Source organism: Mycobacterium sp. 050134 (assembly GCF_036409085.1).
Lineage (GTDB): Bacteria > Actinomycetota > Actinomycetes > Mycobacteriales > Mycobacteriaceae > Mycobacterium.
Window position 1 is genome coordinate 43,110 of sequence record NZ_JAZGLV010000018.1, and the last position, 16,382, is coordinate 59,491.

Annotated in this window: 15 protein-coding genes; 9 read left to right on the top strand and 6 right to left on the bottom strand. The window is 70.4% G+C overall.

Annotated elements, in window-relative coordinates; genetic code table 11:
- The first annotated feature begins 93 nt into the window (after window positions 1–93).
- Window positions 94–1,830, top strand: coding sequence for a PPE family protein (locus SKC42_RS20485; protein ID WP_330966106.1), 1,737 nt, complete (start codon window positions 94–96; stop codon window positions 1,828–1,830).
- 4 nt (window positions 1,831–1,834) lie between these two features.
- Here the strand turns inward: SKC42_RS20485 and SKC42_RS20490 are convergent, their stop codons facing one another.
- From SKC42_RS20490 to rpmB, 5 genes are all read right to left on the bottom strand, one after another.
- Window positions 1,835–2,029 carry a hypothetical protein gene (locus tag SKC42_RS20490; protein ID WP_330966107.1) on the bottom strand — a complete coding sequence of 65 codons (195 nt, stop codon included), beginning with the start codon at window positions 2,027–2,029 and terminating at the stop codon, window positions 1,835–1,837.
- 140 nt (window positions 2,030–2,169) lie between these two features.
- Entirely contained in the window at window positions 2,170–2,424 is a 255-nt protein-coding gene (rpsR, locus tag SKC42_RS20495; protein WP_330966157.1) for a 30S ribosomal protein S18, read from the bottom strand.
- Window positions 2,424–2,729 carry a 30S ribosomal protein S14 gene (gene rpsN / locus SKC42_RS20500; protein ID WP_330966108.1) on the bottom strand — a complete coding sequence of 102 codons (306 nt, stop codon included), beginning with the start codon at window positions 2,727–2,729 and terminating at the stop codon, window positions 2,424–2,426. Before rpsN ends, rpsR begins: the two co-directional genes overlap by 1 nt.
- Before the next feature lie 2 nt (window positions 2,730–2,731).
- Window positions 2,732–2,896, bottom strand: coding sequence for a 50S ribosomal protein L33 (rpmG, locus tag SKC42_RS20505; RefSeq protein WP_330966109.1), 165 nt, complete (start codon window positions 2,894–2,896; stop codon window positions 2,732–2,734).
- Window positions 2,896–3,132, bottom strand: coding sequence for a 50S ribosomal protein L28 (rpmB, locus tag SKC42_RS20510; protein ID WP_330966110.1), 237 nt, complete (start codon window positions 3,130–3,132; stop codon window positions 2,896–2,898). The genes rpmG and rpmB overlap by 1 nt, the downstream gene beginning before the upstream one ends.
- A gap of 109 nt (window positions 3,133–3,241) precedes the next feature.
- Between rpmB and mrf the strand changes: the two genes are divergently transcribed.
- Together mrf and SKC42_RS20520 are read left to right on the top strand one after the other, a co-directional pair.
- Complete coding sequence (gene mrf / locus SKC42_RS20515) at window positions 3,242–4,411, top strand: ribosome hibernation factor-recruiting GTPase MRF (RefSeq protein WP_330966111.1); 1,170 nt, start codon at window positions 3,242–3,244, stop codon at window positions 4,409–4,411.
- Window positions 4,408–4,662 carry a type B 50S ribosomal protein L31 gene (locus SKC42_RS20520; protein ID WP_330966112.1) on the top strand — a complete coding sequence of 85 codons (255 nt, stop codon included), beginning with the start codon at window positions 4,408–4,410 and terminating at the stop codon, window positions 4,660–4,662. The genes mrf and SKC42_RS20520 overlap by 4 nt, the downstream gene beginning before the upstream one ends.
- 24 nt (window positions 4,663–4,686) lie before the next feature.
- Here SKC42_RS20520 and SKC42_RS20525 read toward each other — a convergent pair whose 3' ends face one another.
- The gene (locus SKC42_RS20525; protein WP_330966113.1) at window positions 4,687–5,835 is read right to left on the bottom strand and encodes a GTP-binding protein; all 1,149 of its coding nucleotides are present in this window, start codon (window positions 5,833–5,835) and stop codon (window positions 4,687–4,689) included.
- A gap of 101 nt (window positions 5,836–5,936) precedes the next feature.
- On the opposite strand from SKC42_RS20525, the gene SKC42_RS20530 reads away from it, so the two are divergent.
- The 6 genes from SKC42_RS20530 to SKC42_RS20555 all read left to right on the top strand — a co-directional run bounded on the left by SKC42_RS20530 (window position 5,937) and on the right by SKC42_RS20555 (window position 16,381).
- Window positions 5,937–6,845 (top strand): class I SAM-dependent methyltransferase, encoded by a 909-nt coding sequence (locus SKC42_RS20530; protein ID WP_330966114.1) that lies wholly within the window; start codon window positions 5,937–5,939, stop codon window positions 6,843–6,845.
- Window positions 6,846–6,946: 101 nt separating this feature from the next.
- A complete protein-coding gene (locus SKC42_RS20535; RefSeq protein ID WP_330966115.1) occupies window positions 6,947–8,428 on the top strand; it encodes a PPE domain-containing protein in 1,482 nt (493 codons plus the stop codon).
- A gap of 189 nt (window positions 8,429–8,617) precedes the next feature.
- Window positions 8,618–10,471: a type VII secretion AAA-ATPase EccA gene (eccA, locus tag SKC42_RS20540; RefSeq protein WP_330966116.1), complete on the top strand. Its 1,854-nt coding sequence runs from the start codon at window positions 8,618–8,620 to the stop codon at window positions 10,469–10,471.
- Window positions 10,468–12,105, top strand: coding sequence for a type VII secretion protein EccB (gene eccB, locus SKC42_RS20545; RefSeq protein ID WP_330966117.1), 1,638 nt, complete (start codon window positions 10,468–10,470; stop codon window positions 12,103–12,105). Before eccA ends, eccB begins: the two co-directional genes overlap by 4 nt.
- Window positions 12,102–16,076, top strand: coding sequence for a type VII secretion protein EccCa (gene eccCa / locus SKC42_RS20550; protein WP_330966118.1), 3,975 nt, complete (start codon window positions 12,102–12,104; stop codon window positions 16,074–16,076). Before eccB ends, eccCa begins: the two co-directional genes overlap by 4 nt.
- Entirely contained in the window at window positions 16,073–16,381 is a 309-nt protein-coding gene (locus tag SKC42_RS20555) for a PE family protein (protein ID WP_085254623.1), read from the top strand. Before eccCa ends, SKC42_RS20555 begins: the two co-directional genes overlap by 4 nt.
- Window position 16,382 lies beyond the last annotated feature (1 nt).

Consider the following 16,382-nt stretch of genomic DNA (forward strand, 5'->3'; position numbering starts at 1 on the left):
CTTTAAGCAGGCGGGCCGTTCGAGTTGTTAACGATAATCATTTTCAGTAAGCTCGTCGGTGACACATCCCAGCCCGTCGAGGAGTGTTTGTCGATGACGTCGCCGATCTGGATTGCCTCGCCACCGGAGGTGCACTCGGCGTTGCTCAGCAGTGGTCCAGGGGTCGGGCCCCTGCTCGCCGCCGCGGGGGCATGGGACGCGCTCAGCGCCGAATACGCCACGGTCGCAGCGGAACTCAGTGCAACCCTGGCGTCGGCACAGGCCGGCGCGTGGGAGGGGCCGAGCGCCGAGTCGTACGTGGCCGCGCACGGCCCGTTCCTGGCGTGGTTGACGCAGGCCGGAACGGACAGCGCGGAGATGGCGGCCAGCCACCAGACCATGGCAGCGGCCTACACGACGGCGCTGGCGGCCATGCCGACGTTGCCCGAACTGGCAGCCAACCACGTCGTCCACTCGGTGTTGCTCGCTACCAACTTCTTTGGGATCAACACCGTTCCGATCGCGATCAACGAGGCCGACTACGCGCGGATGTGGGTTCAGGCCGCCACCACAATGGCCGGCTACGAGGCGATTTCCAGCGCGACGGCGGCATCGGCGCCGCGGACTGTTCCGGCGCCCCAGATCGTGAAGTCCGACGCGCAGGCCGGGGCGCAGCCGTCGGCGGCCACCAACCCGCTGCAGGCCGTCGAGCAGTTTCTCCAGAACTTCGTCCAGCAGGTCCAGAACCTGGGACAGCAGATCCAGAACTTCAACCCGTTCACGGAGTTCGAGAACGCGGTGAACAACCCGCAGCTCGACGCGTTCCTGCAGCAGTTCGGCATCGGGAACGACGCGGTCGCCCACGACCCGGTGGTCGACAACCCCCTGGACGACTTTATCGCGAACATCCTGCGCAACTTCGGCTACAACTGGAACCCGGCCGAGGGGACGGTCAACGGTCTCGACTACGACAGCTACACCGATCCGACCACGGCGGCCTTCTGGGTCGTGCGATCCCTCGAGCTGGGTGAGGACTTTCAGCAGTTTTTCGTGCTACTGCAGACGAATCCGGTGGCGGCGATCCAATACCTGGTCAGCCTGGAGCTTTTCGACTGGCCGACTCACCTGGCGGAGATCTTCACCCTGACCAGTCAGCCGGCGGCGCTGGCGGCGGCGCTCCCCGTGGCGGCCGCGCCGCTCGCATCGGTCGGCGGGCTGGCCGGACTGGCCGGGCTGGCCGCCCTACCGCAACCCGTTGTGGCGCCTGCGGTTCCGCTCGCCCCGCCGCCCGTGCTGCCCGCCGTTGCGATGGCCCCGACGCTCACCAGCGTGGCCGGGGTCGCCCCGTCGCCCCCGTCCGCGCCCTCGCCCTCGGGACCGCCGGCGCCGGCGGGCCCCGCGCCGACACCGCCGCCCGCGGGCGCCGGGCCGGCCGCCTTTTTCCCGCCCTATGCGGTGGGGCCTCCGGGCATCGGGTTCGGCTCGGGGATGAGCGCGGGTGCCAGTGCCGGCGCGAAAAGGAAAGCGCCAGAAGCCGAGGCGGCCGCCGCGGCGGCGGCGGCGAGCGCGCGGGAGGCGGCGCGCGCTCGGCGGCGCCAGCGACAGCGGCAACGCGACCATGCCGACGAATTCGCGGACATGAACGTCGAGGTCGATCCGGACTGGTCCGCGCCGGATGACCGCGCATCGGACAGCGGTGCCGGAATGCTGGGTTTCACCGGCACGGCGCGCGAGCAGCGCGTGGCCGGGGCGGTCGGGTTGACCACCCTGGCCGCTGACGATCTCGGCGCCGGACCGCGGTCGCCGATGCTGCCGAGCACCTGGGCCGCCGAGGAACGCGGCGGGGGCTAAAACCTTAGTTGCGGCGGCTGAAGCCGCCGGCCCACAGCTGGTGGCCGTTGAGTGGCCTTGGCAGGGGCGTGTTTTCCCACTGTCCCCGCTCCAGGCAGTCGCGCAGGGCCGCCGCCGCGGCGTTGTCAGTGATCGGGCCGATCCAGTGGGGCGGCCCGCATGCCGCCATGTCCTGGGGGCACGGTTGAACCACCGCCATGACTCCGCGGGACGAGCGTGGCCCGTGGGCACCGGCGGATGGTGGGCCGCAGCGCGTCGATCACCGAAAGGGCCTCGTCGGCCGCGCAGGCGACGCAGACGACCACGTGAAGGGCCGGTCGGTCCCGCGGCGTGGGACGCTCAACGGGCCACGCCGACGTAGGGCAATAGCGCCATCTCGCGTGCCGTTTTGATGGCCGTCGCGACTTGGCGTTGTTGTTGCACCGTGAGGCCGGTGACGTGCCTGGCCCGGATCCTGCCGCGCTCGGAGATGAAGACGCGCAGCGTGGCGGTGTCCTTGTAGTCGACCGTGTCGAGCCCGAGGTCGGCGAGCAGATTCTTCCTGGCGGCCCTGCGATTCGGCGCGCGATTCGGGCGCTGCGCCTTCTTGGCCATCACCAGCTCGCCTTTCGCACGCCGGGAAGCTGGCCGGCGTGCGCGAGTTCGCGTACCCGGACCCTCGACAACCCGAACTTGCGCAGGTGCCCGCGCGGACGCCCGTCGACGGCATCGCGGTTGCGCAGCCGCACCGCGCTGGCGTCGCGCGGCTGGCGCGCCAGTTCCCGCTGCGCCGCCTCCCGTTGCCCGGCGCTGCTGGACGGTGACCGGATGATTTCTTTGAGCTCAGCGCGGCGTTCGGCGTAGCGCGCCACGATCGCGCGCCGTTGATCGTTCTTCACGATCTTGGACTTCTTTGCCATCCTCAGCGCTCCTCTCGAAACTCGACGTGCCGGCGAACCACCGGGTCGTACTTGCGCAGCACCAACCGATCGGGGTCGTTGCGCCGGTTCTTGCGGGTCACATACGTGTAGCCGGTGCCCGCCGTGGAGCGCAGCTTGACGATGGGGCGAACGTCGTTGCGCGCCATCAGATCCGCTGCCCTTCGCGGCGCAGCCGGGCCACGACCGCCTCGATGCCGTCGCGGTCGATCACCTTGATTCCCTTGGCGCTGACCCGTAATCGAATGCGCCGGTCTTCCGAGGCCAGGTAATAGGTCTTGAGCGCGACGTTGGGAGACCAACGGCGCCGGGTCCGGCGATGGGAATGAGACACCGTGTTTCCGAAACTCGGAACCCGACCGGTCACCTGACAGTGGGCGGACACTGCGCACCTCCCTGGCGATGCTTATTGAAAATCGTTTTCGACAACTGCCCGCGGGAGACGGTACCGTACAAAGGGTCCAGATGAAAATGATTTTCAATAAGGAGCGCTGATGCGGACGCCCGTCATCCTGGTTGCCGGCCAAAACCACACCGATGAAGTCGTGGGCGCGCTGCTGCGCAGTCCGGGCACGCTGGTGGTCGAGCACCGTTTCGACGGCCACGTAGTGCGCCGGACGACGGCGATGCTGCAACACGGCGTCCTGACCACCGCGGAGACCGGGCTCGAGCTGTCGCACGGCTGCGTGTCCTGCACGTCGCGCAACGACCTACTCCTGCTGTTGCGCCAGCTGCATCGCCGGGCCGACGTCGACCGGATTGTGGTGCGCCTGGCGCCGTGGCTCGAACCCGAACCGATCTGCGTGGCGATCGACCACGTCCGGCTGCGCGTCGGGCCGGGGTACGCCGATGGGCCGGCCGCCCTGGACGTGGTGATCGCCGCGGTGGTGACGTGTATCGATTCGTCGGTGTGGTTGACCCAGGCGCTCGGTGACGCGGAGCTCGACGACGGACGCACCCAGGCGCAGGTGGTGGTCGGCCAGGCCGAATTCGCCGACGTGATCGTGCTCAACGAGGCCGAGGCCGTCACGACCGCCGCGCTGCGCCGCCTGTCGCCGCGCGCTCGGATTCAGCTGGGCTCCAACGGCATTGGGAAGTCCGTGAACAATCTGTACCGCGACGCGCGCCGAGGGCGAAGCGACGATCCGTTCGGTCCGCTGCTGGCGGGGCAACCGCCGCTCAATACCCGCGGAGCGCTCGAGCTGGTCGAGTTCAACGCCCGGCGCCCCTTCCATCCGCAGCGCCTGCACGAGTGCCTCGATGTGCTGCTCGATGGCGTCCTCCGTACCCGCGGCCGGCTCTGGCTGGCCGGGCGCCCCGACCACGCGATGTGGCTGGAATCGGCCGGTGCCGGTCTTCGGGTCGATTCGGCCGGCAAGTGGCTCGCGGCCCTCTCGCCGTCCGAGCTGGCCGGCGTCGATCCGGAGCGACGCGCCTTTGCCGAGCTGGGATGGGACGACGTCCACGGCGACCGGCACACGGCGATGACCGTCCTGGTCTGCGGTGCCGACGTCACCGAGATCCTCGACGCCCTGCGGGGCGCGCTTCTGTCCGACGACGAGTTGGACGGCGCGGCCTGGGACCCCTGCGACGATCCGTTCGGCGACTGGCACCGCGATCCCCGGGTCGAATCCGCTCAAACGGCCGATCGGGACGGCCGATGAAGCCCGACATCCATCCCGACTACCACCCCGTCGTCTTCCAGGACGCCACGACCGGAGCGATGTTTCTGACCCGCTCCACCCTGTCCAGTTCGCGCACCATCGAATGGGACACGGCGAACGGAGTGCGCACCTACCCGCTGATCGTGGTCGAAGTCACCTCGGATTCGCACCCATTCTGGACCGGCAGCCGGCGCATCGTCGACAGCGCGGGGCAGGTCGAGAAGTTCCGCCGCCGCTACGGCGGCCACTGACAGACGCTGATTCCTCGGCAGCGATCAGCTCTGGTGGACGTGGCTGGCGTCCCAGCGCGGGAGCGGATCGGCATAGCCGACCCATGCCCGGGGGCCTTCGGCCAGTTCCGCGTCGGTCAGCAGCGCCGCCTGCATCAGGTCCAGCACCTGGCCGTGGGCGAGGTCGACACCGATGAAGACGATCTCCTGGCCGGCGGGAAAGTCGGCGGTGGACCAGTATTGCGCCGGCTCGATCGCCAGGTTGGGCCCGGCCTGCGACCAGATCGCCGCGATGTCGGGCCGGCTGGCGATCCAGCAGAAGCCCTTGCTGCGCAACACTCCCCGCAGTTGTTCCAGCGCTGCTTGCAGGCGCTGCGGGTGCAGGGGGCGCCGAGCGCGGAACGTCACGCTGCTGATGCCATATTCCTCGGTCTCGGGCGCGTGCCCGTTCGCGAGCTCGTCCGCCCAGCCGGGCGACTCGGCGGCCAGAATCGGGTTGAACAAGCCGGTGTCCAGGACCTCCGAGAGCGCCATCCGCCCGTGGTCGGTGGGGATGATCTTCGCCGCCGGATTGAGGCGCCGCAGCACCGCCGCCACGGTCGCGTTGGTCTTCTCGTTGACCAGATCGGTCTTGTTGAGAAGGATCACGTCGGCGAATTCCGCCTGGTCGATGAGCAGGTCGGCGATGGTGCGGCTATCGCCATCGCCCGCAGCGAGGCGGCGGGCGGCCAGCGCCTCGCCGCGCGCAAGTTCGCCGAGAAACGTCGACGCGTCGACCACGGTGACCATGGTGTCAAGCCGCGCGAGCTGCCCCAGGCAGAAGCCGTCCTCGAATTCCCAGCTGAAGGTGGCGGCGACCGGCATGGGTTCGGAAATACCCGTCGACTCGATGAGCAGGTAGTCGAATCGGCCGGCGGACGCCAATCGGGCCACCGACTCGACAAGGTCTTCGCGCAGCGTGCAGCAAATGCAGCCGTTGGTCAGCTCGACCAGCTTCTCTTCGGTGCGGTCCAGGTGGCCGGTTCCGGCGACCAGGGCGGCGTCGATATTGACCTCGCTCATGTCGTTGACGATGACCGCGACGCGCCTGCCGTCCCGGTTGGCCAGGACGTGGTTGAGCAGCGTTGTCTTCCCCGCGCCGAGAAACCCGGACAGGACGGTTACCGGAAGGGGGGCAATACGTGGAGTCGCCATGAACACTAATGATAATCATTTTCATTAAGGCTCGACAACGGATGACTTCGTGCGGGCGGCGCTCGCGGACGCCCGTAACTCGTTCGCGTACTGTCGATTACGTGCGTACTGAAGGCGATACCTGGGACATCACAACGAGTGTCGGCTCGACGGCCCTGTTCGTGGCCACGGCGCGAGCCCTCGAGGCGCAGAAGCCCGAGCCGCTGGCCGTCGACCCCTACGCGGAGCTGTTCTGCCGGGCCGTCGGCGGCCCGGCAGCCGACGTACTGGACGGCAAGGCCCCCGACCACCACCTCAAATCGCCCGACTTCGGCGAGCATTTCGTCGACTTCCAGGGCGCTCGCACCAAGTACTTCGACGAGTACTTCCGCCGCGCCGCGGCGGCGGGCGTGCGACAGGTGGTCATCCTGGCGGCGGGGTTGGACTCCCGCGCCTACCGCCTGGACTGGCCGGCCGGGACCACGATCTTCGAGCTCGACCGTCCGGAGATCCTGGACTTCAAGCGGGGGGTGCTCACCGCCCACGGCGCCCAGCCCCGGGCCGAGCGCCGCGAGATCGCGGTCGACCTGCGCGAGGACTGGCAGGGGGCGCTGCGCGAGGGCGGCTTCGATCCGGCGGCGCCGTCGGCGTGGATCGCGGAGGGGCTGTTGATCTACCTGCCCGCGGCGGCGCAGGAGCAGCTCTTCACCGGCATCGACGGCCTGGCCGCTCGGGGCAGCTACGTCGCGGTCGAGGACGGCGCCCCGCTCGACCGGGAGGAGTTCGAGGCCAAGCTCGAACACGAGATCGCCGCGATCGCCTCGGGCGAGGACGACCGGACCTTCTACCAGCTGGTGTACAACGAGCGCATCGCGCCGGCCACCGAATGGTTCGGGACCCGCGGCTGGAAGGCTGTCGGCACCCCGCTCGCCGACTACCTCCGCGAAAACGGCCGGCCCGTCCCCGGCCCGGAAACCGAAGCCGGGCCGATGATCGCCCGCAACACGCTGGTGAGCGCCGTCAAGGCCTGACCGCCCCGGAACGCATCGGGCCGGAACTTTTCCGTCCCGCGGCGCGACTACTACCTGCGAGCTCGGTGATCCGTCGAGCCTTGGGGTAGGGGGTCAGCGCCATGACCGCGCCGGTGTGGATGGCACTGCCGCCGGAGGTTCATTCGGCGCAGCTCAGCACCGGTCCCGGCGCGGGCGGCCTGCTGGCCGCCGCGGCGAGCTGGAGTTCGCTGAGCGCCACTTACGCATCGGTCGCCGACGAACTCACCGCCGTGCTGGCGTCGACGCAGGCCGGGGCGTGGGAGGGGCCGACCGCCACTCGGTACGCGGCCGCCCATGGCCCGTATCTCGCCTGGCTGGTGCAGGCCAGCGTCACCAGCGCCACGGTGGCGGCCCGGCAGGAGACCGCGGCGGCCGCCTACGCCGCGGCGCTGGCCGCCATGCCCACCCCGGCCGAGTTGGCCGCGAATCATGCGATCCACGCGGTGTTGCTGGCAACTAACTTCTTCGGGATCAATACCATTCCGATCGCCATCAACGAGGCTGATTATGTGCGGATGTGGATCCAGGCGGCCAGCATCATGGGCACCTACCAGGCGGTTTCCGGCACCGCCGTCGCGTCCGCGCCACGAACCGCGGCGGCGCCGCAGATCTTGCACGCCGCCGACGGCGGTGGCGGTGACGAAAGCGACGACTCCGGCGACATCATCGACAACGACGGCGGCGACCCCACCCAGCTGAACTGGTGGATCAACCGGGTCACCGAGGTCACCCAGACGCTGGGACGGGACCTCGAGGAATTCCCCGAGAACCCCTCGGCGACGATCGCCCAGATCGAGAACGACATCCCGCTGCTGGTCGCCGACGAGGTCGGCCACGCGGCCGAGGTCTACCAGACGTTCGGGCCCCAGATCGAGGCGCTCGCGCTGGCGTTGCCGGCCGCCGGCGTCGCCTCCCTCGGCGGCCAGGCGGGGCTGAGCGGGCTGGCGGGCATCCAGCCGGCCGCGGTCCCGGGGCCAGCCGTGTCGACCTCCGCGGTGCCGGAGCCGCATCTTGCCGCCGTCGGGACCGCACCCGCCCCCGCCGCCGCCCCCGCACCGGCGTCGACGCCCGCCCCGGCCCCCGCGCCCCCACCCGCCCCGGTTTCCGCCCCCGCCCCGGGGCCGCTGCCACCCCCGGCGACCGGGGTCGAGGGCGCCGCCTACCCCTATGTGGTCGGTGGTCCCACGCTGGGCGCCGGCACGGGGATGGCCTCCAGCGCCCAGCGGAAGGCGCCGGCTGCCGACACCGTCGCTGCCGCGGCGGCCGCCGGGCTGCCCGCCGCGGAAAGGGCGCGCGCCCGTCGCCGCCGCCGAGCCGGGATGAACGACCGGCAGCGCGGGTACCGCCACGAATTTCTGGATTCCGAAGGTGCGGGGCCGTCGCTCGCCTCGGCGCGGGGCGCCGGTGCCCTGGGCTTCGCCGGGGCCGTGCCCGCGGACGCGGTCGGGGCGGCCGGTCTGGCCACCCTGGCGGGCGAGGGATTGGGCGACGGGCCGGCAAAGCCAATGGTTCCCGCCACGTGGGGGTCCGAGCGTCTTGATAATGAAAATGATTTTCACTAAGCTGATGCCGCCGGGGGAGGATCGCCGTAGATGCGGCCTTGGGACGCTTCGAGCGTCCTCATCGGCGGCGCAAGAAGGGAAGCCAACGCGTGGGTAGTGCGGGCGGACGCGCCTCGACAGTTAGCTTATGCAATGCTAACTTCAGCCGAGTTAGGTTAGGGAACGCTATGTACGGGAGAAGAAGCGGCCGTGCAACGGGGTGACACTGGCATGCTTGCATCCGCGCCCGTCGCCGCCAGGGGGGACGCCAGGGTCGATGGTGACGTCGTTAGTCGGTTCGCGACGTGCTGCCGCGCCCTGGGCATCGAGGTCTACCAGCGCCGGCGCCCAGCCGACCTGGCCGCCGCCCGCTCCGGCTTCGCCGCGCTGACGCGCGTCGCCCACGACCAGTGCGATGCCTGGACCGGCCTGGCCGCGGCCGGCGACGAGTCCCTGGACGTGCTCGAGGCCGTGGCACGCACGGCGGCCACGGCCGGCACGTTGCAGCGGCAGGTCGAGCTGGCGCCCGGCGCGCTCGGCTTCCGCTATGACACGGGCCTGTACCTGAAGTTCCGCGCGACCACGCCCGACGACTTCCGCCTCGCCTATGCGGCGGCGCTCGCGGGCGCCGGGCGGTTCGCCGATGCCGATCGAATTGTCAACGGTCTCACCGAGAAGCGTCCGAGCTGGCGGGAGGCCCGCTGGGTCGCGGTCGTCGTCCGCTACCGCGCCGAGCGGTGGTCGGACGTGGTCAAGTCGCTGACCCCGGTCGTCAACGACTCCGGCCTGGACGAGGCGTTCTCCCACGCGGTCAAGATCACGTTGGGCACCGCGTTGGCCCGGCTGGGCATGTTCGCCCCCGCGCTGTCCTACCTTGAAGAGCCCGACGGCCCGGTCGCCGTCGCCGCGATGGACGGCGCGCTCGCCAAGGCGCTGGTGCTGCGCGCGCACGTCGACGAGGAGTCGGCGAGCGAGGTGCTGCAGGACCTGTACGCCGCCCATCCGGAGAACGAGCAGATCGAACAAGCCCTGTCCGACACCAGCTTTGGGATCGTGACCACCACGTCGGCCCGCATCGACGCGCGGACGGACCCGTGGGACCCGGCGACCGAGCCCAGCGCCGAGGACTTCGTCGACCCCGCGGCGCACGAGCGCAAGGCCACGCTGTTGGCCGAGGCCGAACGGCAGCTGGCCGAATTCATCGGGCTGGACGAGGTCAAGAACCAGGTGTCGCGCCTGAAGAGCTCGGTGGCCATGGAGCTGGTGCGCAAGCAGCGCGGGCTCGCGGTGGCGCAGCGCACCCATCACCTGGTCTTCGCCGGCCCGCCCGGCACCGGTAAGACCACGATCGCCCGCGTCGTCGCTAAGATCTATTGCGGCCTGGGCCTTTTGAAGAGGGAGAACATCAAAGAGGTGCACCGCGCCGACCTCATCGGCCAGCACATCGGCGAGACCGAGGCCAAGACCAACGCGATCATCGACAGCGCCCTGGACGGCGTGCTGTTCCTGGACGAGGCCTACGCCCTGGTGGCCACCGGCGCCAAGAACGACTTCGGCCTGGTCGCTATCGACACCCTGCTGGCTCGCATGGAGAACGACCGCGATCGGCTGGTGGTCATCATCGCCGGCTACCGCGCCGACCTGGACAGGTTCCTGGACACCAACGAGGGCCTGCGCTCGCGGTTCACCCGCAACATCGACTTCCCGTCCTACAACGCGGGCGAGCTGGTCGAGATCGCGCACAAGATGGCCGAGCAGCGCGACAGCGTCTTCGAACCGGCCGCGCTGCAACACATGGAGGCGCTGTTCGCGAAGCTCGCCGTCGAGTCGACGGCCGATTCCAACGGCATCGAGCGGCGCAGTCTGGACATCGCGGGTAACGGCCGGTTCGTCCGCAACATCGTCGAACGCTCGGAAGAGGAGCGGGAATTCCGGCTGGACCACTCGGAACACGCTGGCACCGGGGAGTTCAGCGACGCGGAGCTGATGACCATCACCGATCAGGACGTGGAGCGGTCGGTCGAGCCGCTGCTGCGTGGCCTCGGGCTGTCGGTGCCGGCATGACGCATCCCGAATCCGAGGAACGGCGTTCGTTCACGTCACGCACCCCGGTCAACGACAACCCCGACCATGTCGTCTACCGCCGCGGCTTCGTCACCCGGCATCAGGTCAGCGGCTGGCGTTTCGTCATGCGCCGAATCGCCTCCGGCATCGCCCTGCACGACACCAGGATGCTGGTCGATCCGCTGCGCACCCAGTCGCGGGCGGTGCTGATGGGCGTCGTGCTGCTCGCCACCGGCCTGGTGGGCTGCTTCGTGTTCTCCCTGATCCGGCCCGCCGGCTCGGCCGGAAATGACCCGATGTTGGCGGATCGGTCCACCGCCGCGCTTTACGTGCGGGTCGGCGACGACCTGCACCCGGTGCTCAACCTGACCTCGGCTCGGCTCATCGTCGGCCGGCCCGTCAATCCGACGACGGTGAAAAGCGCTGAGCTGGACCGGTTTCCGCGTGGCAACCTGATCGGGATTCCCGGGGCGCCCGAGCGCATGGTGCGGAACACCTCGCGCGACGCGAACTGGACGGCGTGCGACGCGGTCAGTGGCACCGCGCGGGGCGCCCACAGCGCCGGCGTGACGGTGATCGCCGGGCCGCCCGACAGCGACGGCGCGCGCGCGGCCACACTCGGTTCCAACCGGGCGGTCCTGGTCGACCCCCCCGGGGGTGGCGGCGCCTGGCTGCTCTGGGGCGACCGGCGCAGCCAGCTCAACCTCGCCGACCACGCGGTCACCAACGCGCTCGGCCTGGGTGCCGACCTGCCGGCCCCACGGCCCATCGCGCTGGGGTTGTTCAACGCCATCCCCGAGTCGCCGCCGCTGGCGGCGCCGGCCATCCCCAACGCGGGGTCCCCGGCGAACTACCCCGTCCCGGGGCCCGTCGGGGCGGTGGTGGTGTCGTACGCCCTGGACCAACATTCCTCGGGCGCCGCGCGCTACTACGCGGTGCTGCCCGACGGCCTGCAGCCCGTCTCACCGGTGCTCGCCGCGGTGCTGCGCAACACCAATTCCTACGGCCTGGACCAGCCGCCGCGCCTGGGCGCCGACGGGGTCGCCAAGCTGCCGGTGTCGCGGATGCTGGACACGGCGCGCTACCCGGACCAGCAGCTCACGCTGGTCGACCCGGCCAAGGATCCCGTCACCTGTGCGCACTGGAGCAAGCCGGCGGGGGCGGCCACCAGCTCGCTGACCCTGCTGTCCGGTTCGGCACTGCCCGTTCCCGATTCGGTGCACACCGTCGACCTCGTCGGCGGCGGTGCGCAGGGGACGGCCGCCCGGGTCGCCCTGCCGCCGGGCACCGGCTATTACGCCCAGACCGTGAGCGGCGGCGCGGCCGCACCGGCGACGGGCTCGCTGTTCTGGGTTTCCGACACCGGGGTGCGCTACGGCATCGACAACGAGACCGACGGCCGCGACGACGGTCGGCACGGCAAAACCGTTGAGGCCCTGGGGTTGAGCGGAACACCGACGCCCGTCCCGTGGTCGATCCTGTCGCTGTTCGCCAACGGGCCGACGCTGTCGCGCGCCGACGCGCTCCTGGCGCACGACGGCCTGGCACCCGACACCAACCCCGGCCGGGTGGCTCCTGCCGCCCAACAGACCGCCCAAGGAGCCGCCCAAGGAGCCGAAGGAGCGCCCCGATGAGCCGCCTCATCTTCGAAGCCCGCCGGCGGCTGGCTCCGCCCGTCACGCGCAAGGGCAGCATCGCGATCGAGCCGCCGCCCGAACTGCCGCGGGTGATCCCCCCGTCGTTCCTGCGCCGGGCGATGCCCTACGTCCTGGTGATCCTGATCGTCGGCATGATCGTCGCGCTGTTCGCCACCGGCATGCGGCTGATCTCCCCGCAGACGCTGTTCTTCCCGTTCGTGCTCCTGCTGGCTGCGACAGCGATGTACCGCGGCAACGACAACAAGATGCGCACCGAGGAGGTCGACGCCGAACGGGCCGACTACCTGCGTTACCTGTCGGTGATCCGCGACAACGTTCGGACCCAGGCGGCCCAGCAGCGGGCGGCCGCGCAGTGGTCGCATCCGGAGCCGGCGGCGCTGGCGGGCGTGCCGGGGTCGCGCCGCCAGTGGGAGCGTGACCCGCACGACGACGACTTCCTGGTGCTGCGCGCCGGCCGCCATGAGGTGCCGCTGGACACGGCGCTGCGCGTCAAGGACACCGCGGACGAGGTCGATCTGGAACCGGTGTCGCACAGCGCGCTACGCGGCCTGCTCGACACCCATCGCACCGTCCGCGACGTGCCGACCGGGATCGACCTGACCAAGGTCTCGCGGATCACCCTCGTGGGCGAGGCCGACGAGGTGCGCGGGGCGCTGCGCGCCTGGATCGCCCAGGCCGTGACATGGCACGACCCCACGGTGCTCGGCGTCGCGCTTGCCGCCCGGGACGTCGAGAGCCCGGACTGGTCCTGGCTGAAGTGGTTGCCGCACGTGGACGCTCCCGGCGAGGTCGACGGTGTCGGCCCCGCCCGCCTGCTGAACACCGACCCCGACGAGCTGGTGGCGCAACTGGGCCCGGCGCTCCTCGACCGCCCGGCGTTCACCGGGGAGCCGGCCTTCGACCAGGCGCTGCGGCACCTGCTGATCGTCGTCGACGACCCCGACTACGACCTGGGCGCGTCGGCGCTCGCCGCGGGGCGCGCCGGGATCACCGTCGTGCATCGCTCGGTCACGCCACCGCACCGGGAGCAGTACTCCGATCCGGAGCGGCCGATCCTGCGCGTGCGCGGCGGCGCCCTGGAGCGCTGGCAGACCGGCGGCTGGCAGCCCTACATCGACAACGCCGACGCCTTCGGCACCGACGAGGCGGCCCACCTCGCCCGCCGGCTGTCGCGCTGGGACTCCAACCCCACCCACACCGGGCTGCGGTCGGCGGCCACCCGCGGCGCCACCTTCACCACCCTGGTGGGCATCGAAGACGCCTCGGAGCTGGACGTGCCCAGCCTGTGGGCGCCGCGCCGCCGCGACGACGAGCTGCGCGTGCCGATCGGGGTCACCGCGACCGGCGAGCCGCTGATCTTCGATCTCAAGGACGAGGCCGAGGGCGGGATGGGTCCGCACGGCCTGATGATCGGCATGACCGGATCGGGCAAGTCACAGACCTTGATGTCGATCCTGTTGTCGCTGTTGACGACTCACTCGGCGGACCGCCTGATCGTCATCTACGCAGACTTCAAGGGTGAGGCCGGCGCGGACGCCTTCCGTGACTTCCCGCAGGTCGTCGCCGTGATCTCCAACATGGCCGAGAAGAAGTCGCTGGCCGACCGGTTCGCCGACACGCTGCGCGGCGAGGTGGCCCGCCGCGAGACGCTGCTGCGCGAGGCCGGCCGCCGCGTGCAGGGCAGCGCGTTCAACTCGGTGGTCGAGTACGAGAACGCGATCGCCGCGGGCCACGAATTGCCGCCCATTCCAACGCTATTCGTGGTCGCCGACGAATTCACACTGATGCTCGCCGACCACCCGGAGTACGCCGAACTGTTCGACTACGTGGCTCGCAAGGGCCGCTCCTTCCGCATCCACATCCTGTTCGCGTCGCAGACTCTGGACGTCGGCAAGATCAAGGACATCGACAAGAACACGTCATACCGGATCGGGCTGAAGGTGGCCAGCCCCAGTGTTTCCCGCCAGATCATCGGGGTCGAGGACGCCTACCACATCGAATCCGGCAGGGAGCACAAGGGCGTGGGCTTTCTGGTGCCCGCCCCCGGCGCGACGCCGGTCAAGTTCCGCAGCACCTACGTCGACGGAATCTACGAGCCACCCCGGAAGTCGAAATCGTTCGTGGTGCATTCCATCCCGGAACCCAAGCTGTTTCCCGCGGGCCGCGTCGAGCCCGATCAGCCGGCCGTGGTGTCCGGCGGCGAGGATGAGGCGTTCGCCGGGCCGCCGCGCAAGCTGATCGCGACCATCGGCGAACAGCTGGCCCGGTACGGGCCGCGCGCGCCGCAGCTGTGGCTGCCGCCGCTGGACGAGCCCACCCCGCTGACCGCCGTGCTGGCCCGCGCGGGAGTGCCGCAGCGGCAGTGGCGGTGGCCGCTGGGCGAGATCGACAAGCCCTTCGAGATGCGCCGCGATCCGCTGGTTTTCGACGCCGCGTCGTCGGCGGGAAACATGGTCATCCACGGTGGGCCGAAGTCCGGCAAGTCCACCGCGCTGCAGACGTTCATGCTGTCGGCGGCGAGCCTGCACTCGCCCCGGGAGGTCACCTTCTACTGCCTGGACTACGGCGGCGGCCAGCTGCGGGCGCTCGAGGGCCTGGCGCACGTCGGCAGCGTCGCGACCGCACTGGAGCCCGACCGGATCCGCCGCACCTTCGGCGAGCTGGAGCAGCTGCTGCTGTCCCGGCAGCGGCGGGAGGCGTTCCGCGATCGGCAGGGGTCGCCGCACGACGACGGCTACGGCGAGGTCTTCCTGGTCATCGACAACCTGTACGCCTTCGGCCGCGACAACACCGACCAGTTCAACACCCGTAACCCGTTGCTGGCCAAGGTGACCGAGCTGGTCAACGTGGGTCTGGCGTACGGCATCCATGTCGTCATCACCACGCCGAGCTGGCTGGAGGTGCCGCTGTCGATGCGCGACGGCCTGGGGCTGCGGCTGGAGCTGAAGCTGCACGATGCGCGCGACAGCAACGTGCGGGTGGCCGGCGCGCTGCGCCGGCCCGCCGACGCGGTCCCGCACGACCAACCGGGCCGCGGGCTGACGATGGCCGCCGAGCACTTCCTGTTCGCGGCGCCGGAACTCGACCAGATCGCCGCGATCAACGCCCGCTACCCCGGCCTCGCCGCACCGCCGGTGCGGCTGCTGCCGACCAATCTCACGCCCGTGGAGGTCGGCGAGGTGTATCGGGGCCGCGACCGCGTGGTCATCGGCCAGCGCGAGGAGGACCTCGCGCCCGTGGTCATCGACTTCGCGGACAACCCCTTGCTGATGGTGTTCGGGGACAGCAAATCCGGTAAGACCACGTTGCTGCGCCACATCATCCGCACCATCCGCGAGCATTCGGCGGCCGACGAGGTCGCCTTCACCGTGCTGGACCGGCGCCTGCACCTGGTCGACGAGCCGCTGTTCGCCGATAACGAGTACACCGCCAACGTCGACCGCATCATCCCGGCGATGCTGGGGCTGGCGAACCTGATCGAATCGCGCCGACCACCGGCGGGCCTGTCGGCGGCCGAGTTGTCCCACTGGTCGTATGCGGGCCACACCCACTACCTGATCATCGACGACGTGGACCAGCTGCCCGACGCGCCGGCGATGAGCGGCCCGTACGTCGGGCAGCGGCCGTGGACCCCGCTGCTCGGACTGCTTTCGCAGGCAAGTGATCTGGGACTGCGGGTGATCGTCACCGGGCGCGCCACCGGATCAGGGCACGCGCTGATGACCAACCCGTTGCTGCGCCGCTTCAACGACCTGCAGGCGACCACGCTGATGCTGTCGGGGAACCCGCAGGACAGCGGGAAGATCCGCGGTCAGCGGTTCGGCCGGCTGCCCGCGGGACGCGCGATCCTGCTGGGCGACAGCGAATCCCCGACGTATGTGCAGCTGGTCAACCCGCTGGTTGGCGAATCCGTAAGTGGTGGAACGCAACAGGAGGGAATGTTATGACGTTGCGAGTGGTGCCCGAGGGCCTGGCCGCGACCAGCGCCGCGGTGGAGGCGCTGACCGCGCGGCTGGCCGCCGCCCACGCGGCGGCCGCGCCGGCGATCACCGCCGTGGTTCCGCCGGCGGCGGATCCCGTGTCGCTGCAGACGGCCGCCGGGTTCAGCGCCCAGGGGCAGGAGCACGCCGCCGTCGCCGCCCAGGGCGTGGAGGAACTGGGCCGCGCCGGTGTCGGGGTGGGCGAGTCGGGCGTGAGCTACCTCGCCGGGGATGCCGCGGCCGCCGCGACTTACGGGGTCATGGGCGGCTGAG

Bases quoted from the DNA above. Each gene is read 5' to 3' on its own strand.
- SKC42_RS20490 (WP_330966107.1), bottom strand. From the start codon at position 2,029: ATGGCGGTGGTTCAACCGTGCCCCCAGGACATGGCGGCATGCGGGCCG.
- mrf (WP_330966111.1), top strand. From the start codon at position 3,242: ATGCGGACGCCCGTCATCCTGGTTGCCGGCCAAAACCACACCGATGAA.
- eccCa (WP_330966118.1), top strand. From the start codon at position 12,102: ATGAGCCGCCTCATCTTCGAAGCCCGCCGGCGGCTGGCTCCGCCCGTC.
- SKC42_RS20485 (WP_330966106.1), top strand. From the start codon at position 94: ATGACGTCGCCGATCTGGATTGCCTCGCCACCGGAGGTGCACTCGGCG.
- SKC42_RS20535 (WP_330966115.1), top strand. From the start codon at position 6,947: ATGACCGCGCCGGTGTGGATGGCACTGCCGCCGGAGGTTCATTCGGCG.
- SKC42_RS20555 (WP_085254623.1), top strand. From the start codon at position 16,073: ATGACGTTGCGAGTGGTGCCCGAGGGCCTGGCCGCGACCAGCGCCGCG.
- rpsR (WP_330966157.1), bottom strand. From the start codon at position 2,424: ATGGCCAAGAAGGCGCAGCGCCCGAATCGCGCGCCGAATCGCAGGGCC.
- SKC42_RS20525 (WP_330966113.1), bottom strand. From the start codon at position 5,835: ATGGCGACTCCACGTATTGCCCCCCTTCCGGTAACCGTCCTGTCCGGG.
- eccB (WP_330966117.1), top strand. From the start codon at position 10,468: ATGACGCATCCCGAATCCGAGGAACGGCGTTCGTTCACGTCACGCACC.
- SKC42_RS20520 (WP_330966112.1), top strand. From the start codon at position 4,408: ATGAAGCCCGACATCCATCCCGACTACCACCCCGTCGTCTTCCAGGAC.
- rpmG (WP_330966109.1), bottom strand. From the start codon at position 2,896: ATGGCGCGCAACGACGTTCGCCCCATCGTCAAGCTGCGCTCCACGGCG.
- rpsN (WP_330966108.1), bottom strand. From the start codon at position 2,729: ATGGCAAAGAAGTCCAAGATCGTGAAGAACGATCAACGGCGCGCGATC.